1 pseudogene is annotated in these 231 nt (G+C 58.0%); it reads left to right on the forward strand.

What is annotated here, in order from left to right:
• Window positions 1-155 (forward strand): annotated as a pseudogene (locus Q1A87_RS24065) (transposase); the annotation flags it as partial.
• Window positions 156-231: the final 76 nt, after the last annotated feature.

Raw genomic sequence — 231 nt, forward strand, 5'->3', positions numbered from 1 at the left:
CAGCATATACCAGGTTCCGAAGAACCCAGCCGGACATCGGCACCGAGATCCTTATATCGGTTACGAATGCCGTCGAGAGCCTCAACCGCGTGATCTGGAAGGCGATCAAGACCCGCGGCTCGTTCCCCTCCGAGCAGGCCGCCGAGAAGCTAATCTAAAGCGTTTCGGCATTAACCCGAGCCGTATCCGGCAGCAGTGAAGTAGTTCCAGCACTCCTGCGGGTCGTAGAGA

Origin of the sequence: uncultured Jannaschia sp. (genome assembly GCF_947494055.1) — a bacterium.
Classification (GTDB): domain Bacteria; phylum Pseudomonadota; class Alphaproteobacteria; order Rhodobacterales; family Rhodobacteraceae; genus Jannaschia.